Raw genomic sequence first — 15,924 nt, forward strand, 5'->3', positions numbered from 1 at the left:
GCTTGGCGGCAATTTCAGCACGTATAAACACCGGAATATTATCTATATGCGATTGCATGATAGATCGCCCGCTAGCTCGGAAAGTTTTGCGGCACTCTGGAAGCAGGCAAAACCGGATTGGGCTAGTCCGTGGTGGGTGGAACTTGCAAACGGCCTCCGAGAACCGCCGTGAACCCGTCCCTGGGGGCTCGATCCAAATCATCCAGGATTTGGACCGTTCCCGGAGGCCGTTTGCAAGCCCCACTTTCTGAGTCCGTGCTGACGGCTAATAACCTCTACTGGTAATGCGAAGCTAGGTTTGGCTTTTTACTTCAAGCTTCAAGCTTCCAGCCAAAAACTCATCTTGTGAGCTTGTTCAACTTGCCGCTTAAAGCTTGCCGCTTGCCGCTTTATTTCCGGCTAATCGATCTCCCGCCTAAACGCCGGCAACGCATTGAGAATCGCCTTGCCATACCGCTGTGTCACCAGCCGTCGATCCAGCAGCGTGACGACGCCGCTGTCCTGTTCGTTGCGTAGCAGGCGGCCGCATGCCTGGATCAGGCGCAGACTGGCGTCGGGCACGGCGATTTCCATAAAGGGGTTGCCGCCGTTGCGTTCAATCCATTCGCTAAGTGCTGCTTCCACCGGGTCATCCGGCACCGCGAAGGGGATCTTGGCAATGACTACGTGCTCGCAGTACTTGCCCGGCAGATCCACGCCCTCGGCAAAACTGGCGAGACCGAAGATCACGCTGGGATTTTTCTTGTCGACTTGGGCGCGGTGTTGGCGGATCAATTCCTGCTTGGACAGGTCGCCCTGAACCAGTACTCGCTCGCGAAAGTCGCGCGCCAGTCCAGCGTAGACTTCAAGCATTTGTCGGCGCGAGGAGAACAGCACCAGGCTGCCCAGCGCCTCTGCCAGAATGCCTGGTAGATGCTCAATGATCGAGGCGCTGTGGCCTGGACCGTCACGCGGGTCGGCACCGTGATTAGGGATGCGCAGCACGCCCTTTTCAGCATAATTGAAAGGGCTTGGCGCCAAGGTGCAAACAGCACCTTTTGGTAGCCCGGCGCGCATGCTGAAACGGTCAAAGCGACCCAGCGCAGTCAGGGTGGCCGAGGTCACCAGACAGCCAAAAGCACTGTGCCAGAGGAATTGACGCAGCGTCTCGGCGGCCATGATCGGACTGACATGCACTTCAATATCATTCTGCTCGGTCAACGTCAGCCAGCGCGCAGTAGGCGGCTTGTCTTCAGCGTCCTCCAGGCAGAACTGGGTCCAGAGCGTCCAGTTGCCCTGGGAACGCGCCAGCAGCGCACCGAACAGCGGATACCATTCCTCGGCCTGATGCGAAGTCACGCCAATGGCCTCGCCATCCATGGCTTCCTTGAGCAGGTCGACGAGACGTTGAAGCAGGTCACTGATGCGCCCAAAACCGGCCTTGAGTTCAACGCCCATCTCGCACAGATGCTCTGGAATAATGCCGTCTTGGAAGCGGTGTTGCGGGCGAATCTGCCCGCTCAGATCCTCGGCGCTGGCAAAGTCGGCTACTTCGCCCAGGGCCTGGGCCATGAATTGTTGATGCGGTTTGAGATCCCGGGCCAGGCCTGGCACCTGCTCAAGAAATCGACCGAAGTCGCCGGGAAGCGGATGTTGCGCCAGCAACTTGCTGAGATTCTTGTCCAGTTGTTCGAGCCAGTCGGCGGTAGCCGACATACGCGTGTGGTGGGCAAAGTGCGCAATCGCCTTGTCTGGCAGATGGTGCCCTTCATCGAAGATATACAGGCAGTCGCGCGGATCCGGCAGGATGGCGCCGCCACCCAGCGCCAGATCGGCCAGCACCATGTCATGGTTGGTGACAATCACATCGACTTTCTGCACGCCTTCCCGCGCCTTGTAGAACACGCATTGGTTGAAATGACCGCAGCGGCGGTTGGTGCACTGGATATGGTCGGTGGTCAGACGTGACCAATCCTGGTCATCCAGGGCCTCTGGCCAGGAGTCGCGTTCGCCGTCCCACTTCTTGCTGGCCAGAGATTCAACCATACGGGTGTAGAGTTTGAGCCCCGCTTCGTCGACATCCAGATTGAAACCTTCATCGGCAAAGCCCTGCTGACGGCTGGCCAGGGACTGGTTTTCACTGAGCAGTTGGTCAAGTTTGGACAGGCAGACATAACGGCCACGGCCCTTGGCCAGGGAGAATTGGAAGTTCAGACCGGCATTGCGCTGAATATCGGGGAGATCCTTGAGTACGATCTGTTCCTGCAGCGCCACGGTTGCAGTGGAGATGACCAGGGGCTTGCCCAGGTGTTTGGCAATCGGAATAGCGGCCAGGCAATAGGCGACGGTTTTGCCCGTACCCGTTCCGGCCTCAACCACCGCCACCGCCGGATCACCGGCGCGGCGATTTTCATCGTCCAGCTTGATGCCGCCAAAGAGTTTGGCCACCTCGGCAATCATGACCCGCTGGCCGTAGCGCGGTTTCAATGATTTGTTCTCGAGAAAGGTACGGTAGGCCGTCTGGATCTGGCCTTTAAGGTCGTCGTTCAGCATGCGCGCTCCGGTCTAGGCGAGCATCATAACATTGAAGTGCCGCCGGGGTTGCGCATGGGCCAGGACATCTTCGGTTGCAGATTTCACTTGATGCCAGACCCTTCAGGCCTGAAGCTAATGGGCTATTAAACGGAAGAGTGTCATGTCAGACAGCCCTACAGCCGCCCTCGTCGCCCTACTTGAGCAGGTCCAGCCTGCCACACTGCTATGTGTCAGCCAGGCGCCCGTGCCTGCACTCAGTCACTGGTGCACGAAACACCCTGAAACCCTGCTGGTACAGGTCGGGGAAACCCCCTTGGCGCCTGAGGTTACTGCTCGGCGCTATGATCTGGCCGTGGTTGCCGATCAGCTCGAGCATATGGATAAGCGTCCTGGTGTTGAGCTGTTGGCCGGTCTGCGCAACCTGACGGTCAGCCGCATGGCAGTTCTGGTTGATCTGCAACGCGCCGCCGACTGGCAGGACACCGATTTTTTTGGCCTGGCCATGCAGCGCCAGGCGCGTTTCGAACGTGACAGCGGGAGCCTCACCCTGTTCAGTTACGATCTGGCCGCTTACAAGAATGTGCCGGACTGGTTGAACGCCAAGTACTGGGCCAACCCCGAGATGTACGACAAGTATTGGTGGTGAGCATGAGCGCTCTTGATTCTGCCAGCCCATGCCCCTGCGGCAGTAGCATAGTCTACGGCGTCTGCTGTCAGCCTTTGCATCAGGGACAGCCAGCAACCAACGCCGAAGCCCTGATGCGTTCGCGCTATTGCGCCTACAGCCTTGGTTTGATCGATTACCTGCAGGCCAGCACCTTGCCCGCCCAGCAACAGGCACTGGATATTCAGGCGATGGCTTTATGGAGTCGCAGCAGCCGGTGGCTTGGGCTGCAGATCAATTCCGCCAGTCCCTGCCCACCTGGCACTGACCGTGCGCAGGTGACCTTTACTGCGCACTGGGCAGACTCAGACGGTCAGCCCCACAGCCATCAGGAATGCTCGGACTTTCTCCTGCGCCAGGGCCATTGGTATTTTGTTGACCCCAACCATCGGCTCAAAGCCGGACGCAACGATCCCTGCCCATGCAGCTCCGGACGCAAGTTCAAGCACTGTTGTGCCTGATCAGTCAGCCAGTTTCAGATGGTCGGTATTGGGCACCTTGACCTCTACGTCCCGCTTGAGCTCATCCAGATCAGCACCGGGTGGTGCCAGGCTCAAGGCAGACAGGTCGATTGGCAAGGGCGTAAAGTCGGCGTAATCGTCCTGCATATCGGCACCGACCGGCGCGATACCAAAATCAGGCGCATCGACATCACTGAACGCCGCCATGAATTCATCACGTGGAAACAGCTTGGGCTTGCCACTTGCACTTGCCGTTGCTGGCGCAGCGGGCGCGGGAACAGGTATTTCAGCGGTAGCGGTAGCGGCAGGGGCAGGGGCAACCGGCTCGACTGGATCACTCCCCATGGGCACCACGGTACAGACGGCGCCTGCACGCTCAATGGCCTGACGATACTTGTCTGCTGCAGCCTCATCCAACCCCTGCTTGATCACTACACGGCGACCGGAAAACAGGAGCGTCAGTTGCTCCTCTCCGACCTGAAAAAGCTGACCAACACGGGCACGCGCTTGCTCCGGCGTGACACCGTCGCGAACCTGTCCTTGAAAAACGATCTCGAAAAGAGGCATCTTGTCTCTCCCTGATAATGATTAAGTGGGCAGTTTCTGCCGCATTTGATTAGTATGGACAGACCCAGGCGGTACGACAACTCCATAACCATTCCGACCTGCGTGCAAGATAAGGGGAACCCGTGTTCAGACCCATAAAAACGGCGGCCTTGTTGATCGTCACCCTGCTATGGTTAAGCGGTTGCGCCATTCTGCGTCCATCCTATACCAAGCCGGAAATCAGCCTTGCGAACGTCGAAATGCTCAAGGCCAATCTGTGGGAGCAGAACTTCCGACTGCAACTGCGCGTGGACAACCCCAACAACCGCAATCTGCCGATCAGAGGCATGCATTATCAGATTTATATCAATGATGCGCGGCTGGCAACCGGCGTAACCAATCAACCCTTCGATGTACCGGCCTATGGTTCGGAATATTTTGAATTGAATGTGCGCTCCAATCTCTGGCGCCACATTGCCGATCTGGTCAAGATGGTCGAGCGACAACAACCGGTGAGTTACCGGATTGAAGGCCATATCCGTACCAGCTTTTTTCTGTCACCGGCCATTAGCCTGCAGGAAAAGGGCATCCTTGATCCTGCGAACCTGAGTTTTTAAAGCATGAGTACTTTGAACTGGCTGACCGTTGTTGGCCTTATCATTATTCTGGCGCTGGCCGCTTATGCGATTGTTCTCTGGCGTCAGGTCCTGCATCGACAAACCCTGCTCAAGGCGCAGCAGCAGCAGAGCACCCAGCAACTGGCGGCGGATATCCGCTTTCTGGCCGGCAGCTTGCTGGACGGTCAGTTGCCGTTGATCGAGGGTTGCATCCGCATCAAGGTGTTACTCGACAACTATCAGGGTCCTGGGCGTGACGATCCGGCATTCGCGGTATTTGAACGCATCTATGATGACACTGCACATATCCCGACCCATCAGGCCTGGAAAGACCTGCCCGTGGCCGAGCGACGCCTGCACGAACGGCGTATGGAGACTCTGGAGCGGGATCACAAGGAATCGGTAGAACAGGCTGCACGGTTACTGGTCAAGGGTTTGATCAGCCAGTAACCGTGAGGTTCAGGAGGGGGTCAGACTACCGAGTTGCCACCATCCACGGCGATGGCCTGACCGGTCACATGGCGTGAAGCCTCGGATGCCAGGTAGACCGCCGTACCCTTGATATCCTCATCACCGCCAATGCGACCCAACGGGGTACCCTGCTTGATCAGCTCCGTTACCTTTTCCAGCCCCTTGGCCAGTTTGGTCGGGAAGTAACCCGGGCAGATGGCGTTAACGTTGATGTTGTAGGCGCCCCACTCACCCGCCAGCGCACGGGTCAGATTGATGGCTGCCGCCTTGCTGGTGTTATAGGCCACAGTAAAGATGCCGGAGTTGGCACGATTGCCCTTCAGACCAGCAATCGAGGCGATATTGATGATCTTGCCGGATTGACGCGGGATCATGAAGCGACGAGCCACTTCCTGAGCCATCAGAAAGCACACATCGACATTCAGTGTCATGACCTTCTGCCAGCCTTCGTAGCTGTGCTCTTCGGCGCGCTGACCCCAGGTGGTGCCGGCGTTATTGATGAGGATATCGACAGTACCGAACTTGGCCTCAACCGCATCAACCAGGGTACCGACCGGATTGCTCTGCAGGTCACCCATGTCGCAGGCAATACCACCGGCTTGAATACCTTGAGCGGCCAAATCAGCGACCACTTGCTCCACTTCGGCCGCATTGCGGGCGCTGATGAACACCTTGGCGCCCTGCTCACCCAGTGCCTCAGCCATTTGCAGACCAAGACCCTTGGTACCGCCGGTAATCAGGGCGACCTTGCCGGTCAGATCAAACAGTTGCTTGACGCTCATACAGAATCCTCGCTTTCTCATGGAGTTGACTTTTCGTGCCAGCATCATAGCGCTACCGGTGCCAGGCACCGACCATCAGTGATACGGGTGATATGCAAGCCTGCTCCAGTGTTATCATGCTCGCCCCCTTTTATGGAGCCCATCATGGCAGAGCACGACTTCAGGCGCACCCTGCTTTCCCCCGTCCATACACTGATTGAATGTCGCACCTTGGCGGCTGGGTTGTATCAGGTCACAGGGCAAGGCGGTGCGATTCAGCCCGGAGACACCCTGATCTGTACTGTCAAGGGTAGCCGTGATTTACCGCTGCGCTTGAGCGTGGACAAGGTCCGCTGCCTGATCAACCCGCCGGGGCAGTGGGTTGCCTCTGCGCGCGGGCCGGATCTGCGTGGTCAGTCGGTACTGGGCTGGTCGATCCGCTGCGATGCCTGTGAGCGCGAACAGGCCTTCGAATTTCTCGCCCGCGACCAGGACAATCTGGATGCTCGCACCGCCAGAGCAGTTGAGCGCATCGCCGAGCTGGGCTGGGCGCCGCACGGCGACAACCACCTGTGCCCGGCCTGCAGCCGCGCTCAGAACAGCAGCAACTGCTCACCGAGCTGACTGTAGTCGCTATCCAGGCGCACGCCAACACCAATCAGCCTGACCGGTCGCAGGCCCCGGGCAAAGGCCTGCTGACAGAGATCGCGATAGCCTGCCGGGCTGATAGGCGCCCCTGCCTGCTCCAGCGTAGTCTGGGTAAAGTCATGGAACTTCAGTTTGACGAAGGGCTTGCTGACCCGGTACTCGCCTTCCAGGCGCCCAAGACGCTGGGCGAGCTTCTCCAGTAGCGGCGGCAAGGCGTCAAGGCAGGCCTGCAGATCGGGTAAATCCTGGTCATAGGTATTTTCCACGCTGACGGACTGGCGGCGGTTTTCAACCACCACCGGCCGCTCGTCAAGACCCCGCGCCAATTGCCACAGGCGTTCACCAAAGCTGCCAAACTCACGCGCCAGATCCTGCTTGCGCCAGGGCAGCAGTTCACCGCAGACATCGACACCAAGGTTTTTCAAGCGCGCCGCAGTAACACGGCCGACACCGTGCAGACGCTCTACCGGTAATGCTTTGACAAAGTCCTCGACTTCGTCCGGCAAGATCACCTTCAGGCCGTCAGGCTTGTTCCACTCGCTGGCAATCTTGGCCAGAAACTTGTTCGGCGCTACCCCGGCCGACACGGTGATGGCCTGGTCGGCAAACACCGCCTGACGAATGTCCTGCGCCATCAGGGTGGCGCTGCCGCGGCACATCTGGCTGTCAGTCACATCGAGGTAGGCTTCATCCAGAGACAATGGCTGTATCAGTGGCGTATAACGGGCAAAGATCGCCTGAATGGCCTGGGAGGCCTCACGATACACCGCCATGCGTGGCGGCACGATCAACAGGTCAGGGCAACATTTTTTCGCGTAGGCCGAGGCCATGGCAGAGCGCACCCCGTAGGCACGCGCCTCATAATTGCAGGTGGCAATAACACCGCGTTTACCAGGGTCACCGCCGACCGCCAGGGGCCGTCCACGCAGCCTTGGATCGTCGCGCATTTCGATCGCCGCGTAGAAGCAGTCACAGTCGATATGAATAATCTTGCGCACGGAAGTGCCCACGGGCCTGCAGCATGAATAGGGTTCAGGATCAGGCGACGACAACCCGGTTTCGACCGGCCTGCTTGCCCTCGTACATGGCCTTGTCAGCCCGCTGTACCAGGGACTCAAAATCATCCTCGTCGGCCCGGCGCTCGACCACACCCGCTGTAGCCGTAATCTGAATGGATTGACCGGCGATATCCATTGGTGCCGCTGCCAAGGCTTCGACAAAGCGCTGGGCAATCAGGCCGGCTGATTTCAGGGGTGTATCGGGCAAGACTACCACAAACTCTTCGCCTCCCAACCGCCCAAGAATATCGATAGTGCGAAAGTTGTCCCGGCAAATCTGCGCGACCCGACGCAGCACCTCATCGCCGGCCGAATGGCCCCAGGTATCATTGACGCGTTTGAAATGATCCAGGTCGAGAATGCACAGGCTCAGCGGTTTTCCGCTGCGACGAATGCGTTGCAATTCATGCTCGAACAGAGCCTCATATTCGCGACGATTGTTCAAGCCGGTCAGCGGGTCGGTACTGGCTTGCAGCATCAAGGCGTCCTGCAAACGACTGCGTTCCTCAACTTCACGACGCAACAGGGTGTTGACCTCCCTGGCTTCAACCAACAGGGCAAATTGCTGGCGCTGCAGCAAGTGGGTACGCAGTGCCGCCGCCCAGCCAGTGGCAATCGGCAACAGCAAAAAGACGAAGAGGGACACCAGCTCAGCTGGCTGCTTTGGATGCACCCAATGCACGGCCAGTAAGGTGCAGAAGACCATGTAAAAGGCCAGCCCGACCGACAGCATCAACCGATTGGGTATAAAGATCAGCAATGACATGAGCATGATCACTGTCACCACCACTGACCAGGCAGCAATCTCCGGGCGCAGTGGATAAACCAACATGAAACCGCTGATGCCAACCAGCATGGCCAGACTGATCCAGCGCCCCCGGGTCGCCAGCAAGGGCTGTTTGCGCACCGCAATAAACAGCACCACCAACAGCAGACTCACGCCTATGCGCATGGCCAGCAACAGATAGAACTCAAGCACCGGCCCCAGGGCAACCAGATCAGGAATGGCAAAGAGTAATAACAAGCTGGCCCAGACCAGCAGCGCCCTTTGCAGCTGGCGACTGACAAGCAACTGATTGGTGCGCAGGTAGGCCTGTTCGCTATCGATATCAACAAACTCGCCAAACAGCCGGCCGAGCTGCCAGCGTGGCTGGGTCAGAACCTGCTGATGCTCATGTAGACTCTGGTTCATACACTGATGACGCGGTTTCTGCCCGCCGCCTTGCCGTCATACAAGCCCTTGTCGGCCCGACGAATGACATCCTCAATATTGGTATCGTCAACCTGCACCTCGGTCACTGCAAAGGTCGCGGTAAGCGTGATGGGTTGACCATCATTGTCCAGCGGCGATTTTTGCAGGCGCTCACGCAGGCGATTGATCACCTGCATGGCACTATCCAGGTCGGTATCGGGCAGCAACAGAATAAACTCCTCGCCACCAAAACGACCGACAATATCCGAATGCCTGAGGGCATCGACGAACAGATTGGCCACATGCTTCAAAGCTTGGTCACCCAGGTCGTGACCATACTGGTCATTGATGCGCTTGAAGTGATCCAGGTCTAATACACAGAGAGACAGTCGCGCGCCGTAACGGCGCAATCTTTCCTGTTCACGGCGGAACAGCATTTCGTATTGCCGACGATTGAACAGCCCGGTGAGCGGATCGGTGGTGGCTTGCCGTTTCAACTCAACTTCAAGCTCTTCACGGCGCAGGATCTCTTCCTGCAGGCTCTTGTTGATGCGGACCGTCTCGTTCAGCATGGCAAATTGCCGACGCTGGCCCCTTTGCAGACGAACCGCGGCTATATAACCAATGACCGAAGGCAGCATCAGTACAAATACCAGTCCAATCAGAACGGAGGCCGGTGAGCCCTTCAAGGCAATGCTGTATACCGTGCCGACCACACCAAAAAGCGCCGCAATGGCGCTTTGGGTGGCACGGTTGGGTACAAAGATGAACAGGCTGATCAGCAAGATACTGATGACCCCTATGTTCCAACTGGTGATTTCCGGGCGCACGAAGAAGATCATGAACATGACCGGAAAGCCGATGATTTCAACCGCCGTGGTGGCTTGGCCACCGGTCGCCAGCGCAGGCCTGTGCTTCAGGAAGACAATGTATAAGGCGATAAAGAACGTGGATATCAGGCGCAAAGCAAATAACAGGTAAAAACCCTCTGTGGCGCCCAACTGAATATAGTCGAGCACCCCGAACAGGATGACCAGCGTCCCCCACACCCACAGGGCCGTGATCAGAGATCGGGCTGTGGTCTTTTCTTCGTGCTGTCGGTAGGCCTGCTCCGTGGCCCGATCAATAAATTCGCCACGCCATTTCGACAAGGCATAACGACTATCGGTTTTCTCCATGGAAAACCCCCCACCGGCTGGGTCGAGACGGACTGTCTCGTTATTTTTATGTTGTATCAATGATAGAACATCTTGGGCGCAAAGTAGATTAATGAACATACTATCCGCCTACTAGCACTTTGATGTCAAACAAACTGCGTCACATTTCTGACATCGCCTTGACTCAGCCTTTAAAATCTGTACCCAAGGATAGAAAAATCTTTTCTCATCAATCGCTTGACAGCTCAGCGTCAATGAGTAGAATGGCGCCCTCAGACGCGGGGTGGAGCAGTCTGGTAGCTCGTCGGGCTCATAACCCGAAGGTCGTAGGTTCAAATCCTGCCCCCGCAACCATATTAAAAACCGTCGAACGGATATTCTCCTTCGGCGGTTTTTTTTGCCAAAAATTCGCGCGCCTGCAGACAACTCAACTTGTCACCATTCACAGCTCAGGCCAGCGGACTATACTCATCATCACACCCACCAGGACACTAGCCAAGCAATGCTGTTTCGCCTGACCTGTCTGATTCTGAGCCTGTACTGCATCAACCCTGCCCAAGCGGCGCCGGAAACCGACACAGAACCAACAACACTGGACTTTCTTGTCGCTGACGTCTGGCCCTGGGGCTATGTCAACGCTGACGGGGAAAAGGATGGCCTGATCGTGAACTTTGTACATCGATTTGCCGCCGAGGCAGAATTACCTTACAGCATTCGCATTCTGCCCCATCAAAGGGTGTTGTCTGAGTTGCAACGCGGACATCCGGGCCTGGCCATGTTGTTTGAGAATCCCTACCTTGATGACTATGCCATCAGCCTCGGCGTGGTCTTGAATACCGACATCCTGCTGATCCGTAAGCATGACGACAGCCAGCCACTCAGCCTGACTGCCCTGGCAGGCAAAGCGATAGGCTATATACGTGGAACCTATTATGGCGAGGCCTTTGAACGCGATCAGGAGATCATCAAAATACCTGTCAACAATCTGGACCAGGCCATCGACATGCTGCGCCTTGGCCGTCTTGACGCCATGATGAGCAGTGATGTGGTTTTTGTGCATACGCTGGCTGCACTTGGCCTGGAACCTGCAGATTACCAAAGCGTTGTAACCAGTGCAGGCCACCCCGCACACCTCTACCTATCGCTGCAGCAAAGCGACAGCGCCCTTACCCGGCGACTGCAACAACACCTGCAAGCCCTGCACGACAGCGGTGAACTGCGTGAGCTGTTTGACCTGCCACAGGCTGATGAAGAGCGCTTGATCATCGAATAGAGCGCCTGTAAGCTGTATATCCATACAGCAAAAAGAACTGCCATCATGCGTATTTCCCTGATTGGCCCTGCGGCCAGCAACGGAGCAAGACTGCCGCTCTTTACCTGCCCGGTGCAGGCCGGCTTTCCCAGCCCCGCTGACGATTACCGAGAAACCTCCCTGTCACTCGATGAGCTGGTAAACGTCCATGCCAGCCATACCTTCCTGCTGCGCGCCCAGGGCGACAGCATGCAGGACGCCGGTATTTACGATAATGACATTCTGGTCGTCGACCGCGCCGCCCGGCCTCTGCCCGGCGACGTTGTGATTGCCTGCGTGCGCGGTGACTTTACCGTCAAGGTACTGACCTTCGAGGCTGGCCTGCCGGTACTGATGCCGGCCAACCCACGCTACCAGCCGATCCGCATGCACAGCGCCGACGAGCTGGAAATCTGGGGTGTGGTCAGCCACAGCCTGCACCGTCACCGTTTCCGTTGAGACCGTCCCGTGCCTGCCCCCCGCTTTGCCCTGGTTGATTGCAACAACTTCTACGTCAGTTGCGAGCGCCTGTTCCGCCCTGATCTGCGCGGCCTGCCGATCGTCGTACTGAGCAACAACGATGGCTGCGTGGTCAGCCGCAGCAACGAAGCCAAGGCGCTCGGCATCAAAATGGGCGTACCCTTTTTCGAGATTCGCGAGCTGATTGAGCGCCATGGCATTGAAGTCTTCAGCTCCAACTACGCGCTCTATGCCAACATTTCAGACCGGGTCATGTCCCGGCTGGCCGAACAGGTCCCCGCCATCGAGTGCTATTCAATTGATGAGGCCTTTCTTGACCTGAGCAGCCTGCAGCTGGATCTGCAGCACTTTGGTCAGAAAGTACGCGATGATATCGCCCGCTGCGTCGGCATGCCGGTGTGTGTTGGCATTGCTCCGAGCAAGACGCTGGCCAAACTGGCCAACTGGGCGGCAAAAAAGTGGACCAAGACCGGCGGCGTGCTGGATCTGAGCGATCCGCAACGGCGTGACAAGTTGCTGGCGCTGGCACCGGTTGGCGAAGTCTGGGGCATAGGCAGGCGCTTGTCCGCCAGACTAGCCTTGATGGGCATTCATAGCGCCCGGGATCTGGCCTGTTATGACTTCAAGATGCTGCGCAAGGCCTTCAGCGTCAACCTTGAACGCACCGCCCGCGAGCTGAAGGGTGAAAGCTGCTTTGGCCTGGAGCACAGTCCCGAACCCAAGCAGATGATCGCCAGCACCCGCTCCTTCTCGCAGCGGTTGTTCGCCCAGCACGACCTGGCTGAGGCCCTTACCCTCTATACCTCACGTGCAGCGGAGAAGCTGCGGGCACAACACAGTCTGTGCCGGGTTGTGCATCTGTATATCCGTACCGGGGTTTACACCACCGGCAGTCAGGCCCATCGCTACCAGGCCACCGTCACCCTGCCCTACCCCAGCGCCGACAGCCGTGATCTGGTCAAAGCGGCACTGCAGGGACTGGAATCCATCTACCGACCCGGTCCAGCCTACGCCAAGGCCGGCATCATGCTGATGGATCTGATTCAGCCCGGGCAATACACCGCCGACCTGTTTCAACCGGCGCCACGTCCCGGCAGCGATGCCGTGATGCAGGTCATGGATCAGATCAACCGCCATCAGGGTCGCGGCAGTATTCGAATAGGGCGGCTACGCGCCACACCCGACTGGAGCATGAAGCGCGAGCATATGAGTCCAGGTTTTACCAGCCGCTGGGAGGACTTGCCCAAGGCCCGCTGATATCCCGCAAACAATAACCAGGGTATCTGTAACCCAGGTCGGGCGCTGCCACAGCGTTGAATCAAAAATATCCAGCAGCCCTGGATGTCCAGCACCCTCACACACTCACATTATCCCTTTGTTGACCCTGCACCGCTTTAGTCGATAAGACAGGATGACAATAGCAAGCAACAGAAAGCCGAACGCAGGAAGACACCAAACGAACGCTGCATCTGTGTATACGATGTGATTTTCCGCATCGTAGTAACGCCCCAGCTCATTAAATTCGATGCTCAGATACCGTTCATACCAGATCCAGAAGAAGAACACAGATAACAGCAGCGCGATAAACGTGCCGGGTGTGAGCACCCTAACCGGCTGTTCTGACTCTACATTCTTCACAGGGCTAACACCTCCACAGATGTCCGCAGCCGTTCACTGATGCTGAGCAGTATGCTTCACGATACAGCTCAGCAACACGCTCGCCCCGGAGCAGCAATGCAACCCGTGCCGCGCGCATAATACCGACTCAGCCAAGATGGAAGCGCGCTGCCTACTCGCACTGCAAACCAGCAAGCCATTCAAGGTCTTCGGGGCGGGTGATCTTGATGTTGTCGGCGCGCCCTTCAATAAGGCGCGGTGCCCAGCCGGCCCGCTCCATGGCCGAAGCCTCGTCGGTGATCTCGGCACCAGCCTGCAAAGCATCGGACAGCGCCTGGCGCAGCGGGCCAAGACGAAACATCTGCGGGGTAAAGGCTTGCCAGAACTGGCGGCGATCCACAGTGGCCTGAACCCGACCGTCTGCGCCAACCTGCTTCAGGGTATCGCGTACCGGCACCGCCAACAGGCCACCGACAGGGTCAGTGGCCAATTCGCTCAGCAAACGATGCAGATCGCTTTCAGCCAGATTCGGCCGTGCGGCGTCATGCACCAGCACCCAATCCTGATCCTCTGCACCCAGTGCAGTCAGCTGCGCCAGACCATTGCGCACCGAATCAGCCCGCTCGCGGCCGCCGGGCGCGCGATAAATCCCGGGCTGACTGGCACAGGGCAGTGTTGGCCAATAGGGATCATCCACGGCCAGACACACGACCAGGCCACGACATCCGGCCTGGCCGAGGAAGCAATCGAGGGTCTGTTCAATCACACTATGCTTGCCGAACGGCAGGTATTGCTTGGGACGGTCCGCCTGCATGCGTGACCCCACGCCTGCGGCCGGAATCACTACCCAGAACGGCAGACTCATTCCACGCTCAACTGGAACAGGGTCTCGCCGTCACGGATCATGCCCAGCTCGCGCCGGGCACGCTCCTCGACGGTTTCAAGCCCTTGTTTGAGCTCGATGACTTCGGCCGTGAGTACCCGATTACGTTCCTGCAACTGCTCATTCTCACGGGCCTGGGCGGCAATCTGCTGTTTGAGCTGACTGACATGCGCAAGGCTGCCCTCACCGACCCAGAGTCGGTACTGCAGGCCGGCCAGCAGCACCAGCGCAATCAGCCAAAGCCATTTCATGGCCGCTTAGCCACGGAGCTCGTCACGACCCTTGTACGGCGCCTTGCCCGCCAGTTGCTCTTCAATACGCAGCAGCTGGTTGTACTTGGACACCCGGTCAGAACGACACAGTGAACCGGTCTTGATCTGGCCGGCAGAGGTACCGACAGCCAGGTCGGCAATGGTGCTGTCTTCAGTTTCGCCGGAGCGATGCGAGATAACGGCGGTAAAGCCAGCGGCCTTGGCCATCTGAATGGCTTCCAGGGTTTCGGTCAGCGAGCCGATCTGATTGAACTTGATCAGGATCGAGTTGCCGATTTTCTCGTCAATACCGCGTTTGAGGATCTTGGTGTTGGTGACAAACAGATCATCGCCGACCAACTGGACCTTGGCGCCGATCTTGTCGGTCAGGACCTTCCAACCGGCCCAGTCGGACTCATCCATACCGTCTTCAATGGAGATGATCGGGTAACGCTCGGACAGGCCAGCCAGATAATCGGCAAAGCCGGCCGCATCAAACACCTGACCTTCACCGGCCAGATCGTACTTGCCATCCTTATAGAACTCGCTGGAAGCGCAGTCCAGGGCCAGGGTCACGTCATCACCCAGGGTGTATCCGGCATTGGCTACGGCCTCGGCAATGGCCGCCAGGGCATCTTCGTTGGAGGCCAGATTCGGGGCAAAACCACCCTCATCACCCACTGCCGTGCTCAGGCCACGGGCCTTGAGAACCGCTTTGAGGTGGTGAAAGATCTCTGCGCCCATGCGCAGTGCTTCAGCAAAGTTCTTGGCGCCAACCGGCTGCACCATGAACTCCTGGATATCAACGTTGTTATCCGCATGCTCACCGCCGTTGATGATGTTCATCATCGGCACCGGCATCGAATAGACACCGGGAGTACCGTTCAGATCGGCAATGTGGGCATACAGCGGCACACCCTTGGCCTGGGCAGCAGCCTTGGCGGCAGCCAGGGATACAGCCAGAATCGCGTTGGCACCCAGGGTGGCCTTATTCTCGGTACCATCCAATTCGATCATGGCACGGTCAAGCGCTTGCTGATCTGTGGCATCGCGGCCCACCAGCAGCTCGCGGATCGGACCATTGATATTGGCTACGGCTTTGAGAACGCCCTTGCCCAGGTAACGACTCTTGTCGCCATCACGCAGTTCCAGCGCCTCGCGGGAACCGGTCGAAGCGCCAGATGGAGCGCAGGCGCTGCCCATAATGCCGCCATCCAGAATCACATCGGCTTCAACGGTCGGGTTGCCACGGGAATCGAGAATTTCACGACCCTTGATATCAATGATCTTTGCCATGGTTGCTGCTTGCTCCA

General features: G+C 57.9%; 18 protein-coding genes and 1 tRNA gene. 9 read left to right on the plus strand and 10 right to left on the minus strand.

Annotation, left to right across the window (positions count from 1 at the left end; translation table 11 throughout):
- Window positions 1-399: 399 nt before the first annotated feature.
- Window positions 400-2,532: an ATP-dependent DNA helicase DinG gene (gene dinG, locus AC27HQ_RS08745; RefSeq protein ID WP_487155770.1), complete on the minus strand. Its 2,133-nt coding sequence runs from the start codon at window positions 2,530-2,532 to the stop codon at window positions 400-402.
- A 142-nt stretch (window positions 2,533-2,674) separates the two neighbouring features.
- Between dinG and AC27HQ_RS08750 the strand changes: the two genes are divergently transcribed.
- Together AC27HQ_RS08750 and AC27HQ_RS08755 are read left to right on the plus strand one after the other, a co-directional pair.
- The gene (locus AC27HQ_RS08750; RefSeq protein ID WP_487155771.1) at window positions 2,675-3,160 is read left to right on the plus strand and encodes a DUF6231 family protein; all 486 of its coding nucleotides are present in this window, start codon (window positions 2,675-2,677) and stop codon (window positions 3,158-3,160) included.
- A gap of 2 nt (window positions 3,161-3,162) precedes the next feature.
- A complete protein-coding gene (locus AC27HQ_RS08755) occupies window positions 3,163-3,639 on the plus strand; it encodes a YchJ family protein (protein ID WP_487155772.1) in 477 nt (158 codons plus the stop codon).
- On the opposite strand, the gene AC27HQ_RS08760 is transcribed toward AC27HQ_RS08755, so the two are convergent.
- Window positions 3,640-4,206: a hypothetical protein gene (locus tag AC27HQ_RS08760; protein ID WP_487155773.1), complete on the minus strand. Its 567-nt coding sequence runs from the start codon at window positions 4,204-4,206 to the stop codon at window positions 3,640-3,642.
- A 122-nt stretch (window positions 4,207-4,328) separates the two neighbouring features.
- Between AC27HQ_RS08760 and AC27HQ_RS08765 the strand changes: the two genes are divergently transcribed.
- On the plus strand, window positions 4,329-4,802 hold the full coding sequence (locus AC27HQ_RS08765; protein WP_487155774.1) for an LEA/WHy family protein: 474 nt from the start codon (window positions 4,329-4,331) through the stop codon (window positions 4,800-4,802).
- Between the two features lie 3 nt (window positions 4,803-4,805).
- A complete protein-coding gene (locus tag AC27HQ_RS08770; protein ID WP_487155775.1) occupies window positions 4,806-5,252 on the plus strand; it encodes a DUF2489 domain-containing protein in 447 nt (148 codons plus the stop codon).
- Window positions 5,253-5,272: 20 nt separating this feature from the next.
- Here AC27HQ_RS08770 and AC27HQ_RS08775 read toward each other — a convergent pair whose 3' ends face one another.
- The gene (locus AC27HQ_RS08775) at window positions 5,273-6,055 is read right to left on the minus strand and encodes an SDR family oxidoreductase (protein ID WP_487155776.1); all 783 of its coding nucleotides are present in this window, start codon (window positions 6,053-6,055) and stop codon (window positions 5,273-5,275) included.
- A gap of 144 nt (window positions 6,056-6,199) precedes the next feature.
- On the opposite strand from AC27HQ_RS08775, the gene AC27HQ_RS08780 reads away from it, so the two are divergent.
- Window positions 6,200-6,658: a hypothetical protein gene (locus AC27HQ_RS08780; protein WP_487155777.1), complete on the plus strand. Its 459-nt coding sequence runs from the start codon at window positions 6,200-6,202 to the stop codon at window positions 6,656-6,658.
- Here the strand turns inward: AC27HQ_RS08780 and dinB are convergent.
- The 3 genes from dinB to AC27HQ_RS08795 are packed head-to-tail and all read right to left on the minus strand — an operon-like array spanning window position 6,628 to window position 10,110.
- Window positions 6,628-7,680, minus strand: coding sequence for a DNA polymerase IV (gene dinB / locus AC27HQ_RS08785; protein ID WP_487155778.1), 1,053 nt, complete (start codon window positions 7,678-7,680; stop codon window positions 6,628-6,630). The two genes, AC27HQ_RS08780 and dinB, sit on opposite strands and share 31 nt — an antisense overlap.
- 40 nt (window positions 7,681-7,720) lie before the next feature.
- Window positions 7,721-8,932 carry a GGDEF domain-containing protein gene (locus tag AC27HQ_RS08790; RefSeq protein ID WP_487155779.1) on the minus strand — a complete coding sequence of 404 codons (1,212 nt, stop codon included), beginning with the start codon at window positions 8,930-8,932 and terminating at the stop codon, window positions 7,721-7,723.
- Entirely contained in the window at window positions 8,929-10,110 is a 1,182-nt protein-coding gene (locus tag AC27HQ_RS08795; protein ID WP_487155780.1) for a GGDEF domain-containing protein, read from the minus strand. Before AC27HQ_RS08795 ends, AC27HQ_RS08790 begins: the two co-directional genes overlap by 4 nt.
- Before the next feature lie 256 nt (window positions 10,111-10,366).
- Here AC27HQ_RS08795 and AC27HQ_RS08800 point away from each other — a divergent pair.
- The 4 genes from AC27HQ_RS08800 (at window position 10,367) to umuC (ending at window position 13,117) form a co-directional block, all read left to right on the plus strand.
- Window positions 10,367-10,443: transfer RNA gene (locus tag AC27HQ_RS08800), tRNA-Met, on the plus strand.
- A 148-nt stretch (window positions 10,444-10,591) separates the two neighbouring features.
- Window positions 10,592-11,362, plus strand: a complete 771-nt coding sequence (locus tag AC27HQ_RS08805) for a substrate-binding periplasmic protein (RefSeq protein ID WP_487155781.1) — start codon at window positions 10,592-10,594, stop codon at window positions 11,360-11,362.
- A gap of 45 nt (window positions 11,363-11,407) precedes the next feature.
- The gene (locus tag AC27HQ_RS08810; RefSeq protein WP_487155782.1) at window positions 11,408-11,839 is read left to right on the plus strand and encodes a LexA family protein; all 432 of its coding nucleotides are present in this window, start codon (window positions 11,408-11,410) and stop codon (window positions 11,837-11,839) included.
- 9 nt (window positions 11,840-11,848) lie between these two features.
- Complete coding sequence (gene umuC, locus AC27HQ_RS08815) at window positions 11,849-13,117, plus strand: translesion error-prone DNA polymerase V subunit UmuC (RefSeq protein ID WP_487155783.1); 1,269 nt, start codon at window positions 11,849-11,851, stop codon at window positions 13,115-13,117.
- 105 nt (window positions 13,118-13,222) lie between these two features.
- Here umuC and AC27HQ_RS08820 read toward each other — a convergent pair whose 3' ends face one another.
- The 4 genes from AC27HQ_RS08820 to eno form a co-directional block, all read right to left on the minus strand.
- Window positions 13,223-13,498 (minus strand): hypothetical protein, encoded by a 276-nt coding sequence (locus AC27HQ_RS08820; RefSeq protein ID WP_487155784.1) that lies wholly within the window; start codon window positions 13,496-13,498, stop codon window positions 13,223-13,225.
- A 151-nt stretch (window positions 13,499-13,649) separates the two neighbouring features.
- Entirely contained in the window at window positions 13,650-14,342 is a 693-nt protein-coding gene (gene ispD / locus AC27HQ_RS08825) for a 2-C-methyl-D-erythritol 4-phosphate cytidylyltransferase (RefSeq protein WP_487155785.1), read from the minus strand.
- A complete protein-coding gene (gene ftsB, locus AC27HQ_RS08830; RefSeq protein ID WP_487155786.1) occupies window positions 14,339-14,611 on the minus strand; it encodes a cell division protein FtsB in 273 nt (90 codons plus the stop codon). Before ftsB ends, ispD begins: the two co-directional genes overlap by 4 nt.
- 6 nt (window positions 14,612-14,617) lie before the next feature.
- Window positions 14,618-15,907, minus strand: coding sequence for a phosphopyruvate hydratase (eno, locus tag AC27HQ_RS08835; RefSeq protein ID WP_487155787.1), 1,290 nt, complete (start codon window positions 15,905-15,907; stop codon window positions 14,618-14,620).
- Window positions 15,908-15,924 lie beyond the last annotated feature (17 nt).

The sequence above is a fragment of the Halopseudomonas sp. 4NH20-0008 genome (assembly GCF_057548395.1).

Bases quoted from the DNA above. Each gene is read 5' to 3' on its own strand.
- dinG (WP_487155770.1), bottom strand. From the start codon at position 2,532: ATGCTGAACGACGACCTTAAAGGCCAGATCCAGACGGCCTACCGTACC.
- AC27HQ_RS08750 (WP_487155771.1), top strand. From the start codon at position 2,675: ATGTCAGACAGCCCTACAGCCGCCCTCGTCGCCCTACTTGAGCAGGTC.
- AC27HQ_RS08755 (WP_487155772.1), top strand. From the start codon at position 3,163: ATGAGCGCTCTTGATTCTGCCAGCCCATGCCCCTGCGGCAGTAGCATA.
- AC27HQ_RS08760 (WP_487155773.1), bottom strand. From the start codon at position 4,206: ATGCCTCTTTTCGAGATCGTTTTTCAAGGACAGGTTCGCGACGGTGTC.
- AC27HQ_RS08770 (WP_487155775.1), top strand. From the start codon at position 4,806: ATGAGTACTTTGAACTGGCTGACCGTTGTTGGCCTTATCATTATTCTG.
- AC27HQ_RS08775 (WP_487155776.1), bottom strand. From the start codon at position 6,055: ATGAGCGTCAAGCAACTGTTTGATCTGACCGGCAAGGTCGCCCTGATT.
- AC27HQ_RS08780 (WP_487155777.1), top strand. From the start codon at position 6,200: ATGGCAGAGCACGACTTCAGGCGCACCCTGCTTTCCCCCGTCCATACA.
- AC27HQ_RS08790 (WP_487155779.1), bottom strand. From the start codon at position 8,932: ATGAACCAGAGTCTACATGAGCATCAGCAGGTTCTGACCCAGCCACGC.
- AC27HQ_RS08795 (WP_487155780.1), bottom strand. From the start codon at position 10,110: ATGGAGAAAACCGATAGTCGTTATGCCTTGTCGAAATGGCGTGGCGAA.
- AC27HQ_RS08805 (WP_487155781.1), top strand. From the start codon at position 10,592: ATGCTGTTTCGCCTGACCTGTCTGATTCTGAGCCTGTACTGCATCAAC.
- AC27HQ_RS08810 (WP_487155782.1), top strand. From the start codon at position 11,408: ATGCGTATTTCCCTGATTGGCCCTGCGGCCAGCAACGGAGCAAGACTG.
- ispD (WP_487155785.1), bottom strand. From the start codon at position 14,342: ATGAGTCTGCCGTTCTGGGTAGTGATTCCGGCCGCAGGCGTGGGGTCA.
- ftsB (WP_487155786.1), bottom strand. From the start codon at position 14,611: ATGAAATGGCTTTGGCTGATTGCGCTGGTGCTGCTGGCCGGCCTGCAG.
- eno (WP_487155787.1), bottom strand. From the start codon at position 15,907: ATGGCAAAGATCATTGATATCAAGGGTCGTGAAATTCTCGATTCCCGT.